The organism is uncultured Subdoligranulum sp. (assembly GCF_937890665.1).
This window is the reverse complement of record NZ_CALADU010000159.1, coordinates 1-4,639: the sequence shown is the minus strand read 5'-3', so window position 1 is coordinate 4,639 and position 4,639 is coordinate 1. Positions and strand designations below refer to the sequence as shown.

Here is a 4,639-nt window from a genome sequence, read left to right as displayed (position 1 = left end):
GTAGGCCATACCGCCGTGGGGCGGCGCACCGTACTTGTAGGCATCCATCAGGAAACCGAAGCTGGCCCGGGCTTTTTCCTCAGTAAAGCCGAGGGCTTTGAACATCCGATCCTGCAAAGCGGGGTCATTGATACGCATCGAACCGCCGCCCAGTTCCACACCGTTGAGCACGATGTCGTAAGCCACCGCATGGCAGGCACCGGGATCGCTTTCGATCTTATCCAGATCTTCGGCTTTGGGCATGGTGAAAGGATGATGCATCGCCATCCAGCGGCCTTCCTGCTCGCTGTACTCGAACAGTGGGAAATCCACAACCCACAGGAAGTTGAACTTATCGTTGTCGATGAGGTCATGCTTACGGGCAATGTCCAAACGGACCTGCCCCAATGCCGTGCAGGCTTTGACCCAGTCGGCGTCGCTGACCAACAGCAACACGTCGCCAGTCTCGGCACCGAGAGCGGCATACAGAGCAGACTTTTCCTCCTCGGTGAGGAATTTCTCGAAGCTGGAGGAAGTCCCGTCCGCAGTCAGGCGGCTGTACGCCAGACCCTTAGCGCCGTAGGTCTTGGCCACCTCGCCCAGCTTGTCGATGTTCTTTCGGCTGAGCTTATCGGCCAGACCTTTGGCATTGATGGCCCGAATCGTCCCCTTCGCCTCGATAACCGCGGCAAAAGGCTTGAACTCGGTGTGCGCAAACACCGACGTCACATCCTGAATCTCCAGACCAAAACGGGTATCCGGTTTGTCAGAGCCAAAGCGGCTCATCGCTTCATTCCCCGGCATCCGCTGGAAGGGCGTAACCAAATCAATCCCCAGCATCTCTTTCCACAGACGCTTGAGCAGTCCCTCGTTCATCGTCATGATATCGTCTTCGGTGACGAAGGACATTTCCTCATCCACCTGCGTAAACTCGGGCTGGCGGTCGGCGCGCAAGTCCTCGTCACGGTAGCACCGGGCGATCTGGAAATACCGATCAAAACCGGACAACATCAAGATCTGCTTGTAGAGCTGCGGGCTCTGAGGCAGCGCGTAGAAATGTCCCGGCTGCACGCGGCTGGGTACCAGATAGTCACGAGCCCCTTCCGGCGTGGACTTGATCAACGTGGGGGTTTCGATCTCGGTGAAGTGGTTGTCGGTAAAATAGCTACGGATGACCTGCATGATCTTACTGCGCAGCACGATGGGTTCATGCATCGAGGGACGACGCAGATCAAGATAGCGATACCGCAGACGCAGATCATCATTGACGTTGATCTCATCCCGGATCTCGAACGGCGGGGTCTGCGCTTCGCTGAGAATACGCAGCTCCGACACATAAAGCTCCACATCGCCTGTGGCGATCTTGTCGGTCTTGGCGGCACGCTCCCGCAGCTTGCCACGGCAGATGACCACATATTCGCTCTTCAGGCTTTCGGCCTTAGAGAAAACTTCCTTCGGCGTATCTTCGTCAAACACCAGCTGCAAAATGCCGGTGGTATCACGCAGGTCAGCAAAAATAATGCCGCCCTTATCGCGTGCACGGGCGATAGAACCGCAGACGGTCATTTCCTGACCGGCGTCGGTCAAACTGACCTCCCCGCAATAACGGGTGCGGCGCAGGTTGCCCAAAGTTTCCATATTCCCAATCCCCTTTACGGTTTTTATTCTAAAAATGTATTATACCGCGCCTGCGTATTTTTGGCAAGGGCGGTACCATAAAACGGCACCATTCTTACGCAAAAGCAAATTTAATGCCAACGCTATCATTGCCTTTATACATCCGGAAAAGCAAACGCATCTGTAGTAAAGACTACTGTGGGATAATGCATAACAATTACAAGATCCGGCTGATAGCTATCTAGCAGTTCTTTGGTAAGATTTTGCGGATTATAGGCATCCACATAGCAGACATCCCCAAACGCTAAAGTCAAATACGGCAAAACTGCTCTGCCCATAGAGTCACAAACCAACAAAACTTTTTTTCCACACCCTGTGGTTAAGGATTGAAAGTTTCCCAGCCGCAGAACTCTATCATAGGTGTAGCGAGATGTTGCATCCTTTTTTTGCAGATAAGATTGGTCCAATACGATTTCTTCAAATGTTCCTTGATCACCTGTACTCGTATTCACAATAGTTGTCGCAAAGTCCGGCAGCAACAAGGAAAAGTCATCCGCGCCACCAGCAAATAGTGCCCCCGTTCTTTGTCCATACGACCCCAAATGCCAGCGAGGATACACTTCCTCGACAAACTGCTCCTTCGAAAGCAGCGCCGGATCCACTTGAACCTTAAGGAGTTTTTCCGCTTGCCGTGCAATTACCGTATAAGCAAAAAAACCGCCCTGTATATTCCAATGGTGATCTGTCCGATAAAACAACTCGTAAGGATTGGTGCCGTTCTGCAAAAAGCTTTCTCGCAAATCCAAAGGCTGTACCCCTTCGTTTTGCAATTGTTCTATATATGCATCCATCACGTCATTGGTAGAATCCTCTATTTCATGTGGCAGCTCGGGATCCGATGCCTGTATTTTGTAAGGCGTCAACACATACAGCAACGGGATATCCCGTTGCTCCAATTCCTGTTGCAAGGTTGCCATATGCCGTGCGTTTTTTGTTAGTATAGCTTGGTCCACCGGCTCATTGACTTCTGCCAAAAAGCCATTGTCCAGAAGAACGACACCATTCATTTCTCTTTGTCCTAGAATTCGACGCATCCCGCCATTCAAATTCAAAAAGAGATTCTTGCCCAGCACATTCGCAGTAAAATCACTTTCCAAATGATCTTCACCTGTAGTTTGGTTATTGATTTCTTCCCCATTTTTATAGGCCATAATCAAATTTCCCAAACTAAAGAAAGATATAACGACTAGCAGTGTCAAAAAAGTCAAAACATACACGGCCATCGGCTTTTTTGCCAAGTTTCTAAAATTGTGGATAAACTGCATTTTAAAAGCCTCAGAAATTAAAATAGATAAAAGGATTATACGATCCTAGCAATACGAACGAAACAGCCCAACAAAAAAGGAATAACTCTCCACCGCTTCTCAAATAATAGAAAGTGTCCTCGCTACGTAACAATGACCGGAACTTTTTGCCAACCACCGGTGCGATAGGGGTAGAAAACACAATTCCCAGCAACAAATACACACCATATTCCCAGCATAGATGAAGAGCTTGCGCATCTACCCAAACAGTAACACCTCTCCCGCACATAGCTGACAAATACTGTTTAGCCTCTGTCAAGCTGGCAGAATTGAAAATCACCCATCCGGCGATGATAACCAAAATTGTCACCACACGCCATCCCCACCGAATCAACGCCAATCGACATTTTTGGGGACGAATCAGGAATTTTTCTAAGAGCTGAACTGCGAACTGCAGTAGCCCCCACGCTATAAATGTATAGTTGGCTCCGTGCCAGATTCCCGTTAAAAGCCAAACCACAAACAAATTTCCAATATTTCGAAGCAGTCCTACCCTAGATCCACCTAATGGTATATATACATAATCCCGAAACCACTGACTCAGTGACATATGCCAGCGGCGCCAAAATTCGGTAATGGAACCAGAAATGTAGGGATAGTTAAAGTTTTCTTCAAAGGTGAAGCCAAACATTTTTCCTAGCCCGATTGCCATATCAGAATAGCCGCTGAAGTCAAAGAAGATCTGTAACGTAAATGCAATAGCTCCCAGCCAAAACATCAGAAAAGAATGGTTCTGACCGGTTGCAAATGCTTCCTGTGCTACAATAGCCACATTGTTGGCGATGATCACTTTTTTGGCAAATCCCAATATAAAGCGATGCACACCATCGCTAAATTTTTCCAGCGTAACCGTTCGATTTTGAATTTGTTCGGCAATGGTATTGTACCGTACAATCGGTCCCGCAACAAGCTGTGGAAAGAAAGAAATATACAGCGCTACGTGAAAGGGATTTTTCTGCACGGCTGCCCGACCAAAGTACACATCCAAAACATAGGATAGCGCTTGAAAGGTAAAAAAAGAAATGCCAATAGGAAGTTCCGGCACAGGCCACGAAAAGACCATTCCGCCCAGCACTTTATTCAATATATTTTGTGCAAACCCAAAATATTTGTACTCGAAAAGCAATCCAAGATTTACCAGTACCGCACACCACAGGACCAATTTACGCACACGCCTATTGTTGCTATAATCGATCAGCAACGCAAACCCATAATTAAATAAAATGGAAGCCAACATAACAAACACAAATTTCGGCTCTCCATATGCATAAAACAGCAGGCTGGCCACCAGAAGCAGTGCGTTGCGATAACGAGATTGCACCACATAATAACCGATTAAAACAATCGGCAAAAAAGCAAATACAAAAACCGCACTAGAAAAGACCATCTAATCCATCACTTTCAATCATTCGTCGTCTGTTTTATATATCTTTAAAAGTATAGCAAACCGCTCCCTAACAGGTCAATAATCCGCCTTACGTTTTTTGAGAGTTTCAGCACAGACTCCATACAGCCTTTTACAACAATAACGCCAATCGCATTGTATTCTTTCTCCATCTTTTTTTGTAGAAACCATTGACAAACCCCGCTCACCTTGCTATACTATTGAGGCTGCAAATACACAATATGTGCCCGTAGCTCAGTTGGTAGAGCATCTGACTTTTAATCAGAGGGTCCAG

3 protein-coding genes are annotated in these 4,639 nt (G+C 47.5%); all 3 read right to left on the bottom strand.

The window, feature by feature from the left end:
* Positions 1 to 1,617, bottom strand: a 1,617-nt coding sequence (gene aspS / locus Q0526_RS09020) for an aspartate--tRNA ligase (protein WP_298732707.1), incomplete at its 3' end; no start/stop codon positions are given.
* Positions 1,618 to 1,751: 134 nt separating this feature from the next.
* Positions 1,752 to 2,807 carry a hypothetical protein gene (locus tag Q0526_RS09015; RefSeq protein WP_298732704.1) on the bottom strand — a complete coding sequence of 352 codons (1,056 nt, stop codon included), beginning with the start codon at positions 2,805 to 2,807 and terminating at the stop codon, positions 1,752 to 1,754.
* A 124-nt stretch (positions 2,808 to 2,931) separates the two neighbouring features.
* The gene (locus Q0526_RS09010) at positions 2,932 to 4,347 is read right to left on the bottom strand and encodes an MBOAT family O-acyltransferase (protein WP_298732702.1); all 1,416 of its coding nucleotides are present in this window, start codon (positions 4,345 to 4,347) and stop codon (positions 2,932 to 2,934) included.
* Between the last annotated feature and the right edge of the window lie 292 nt (positions 4,348 to 4,639).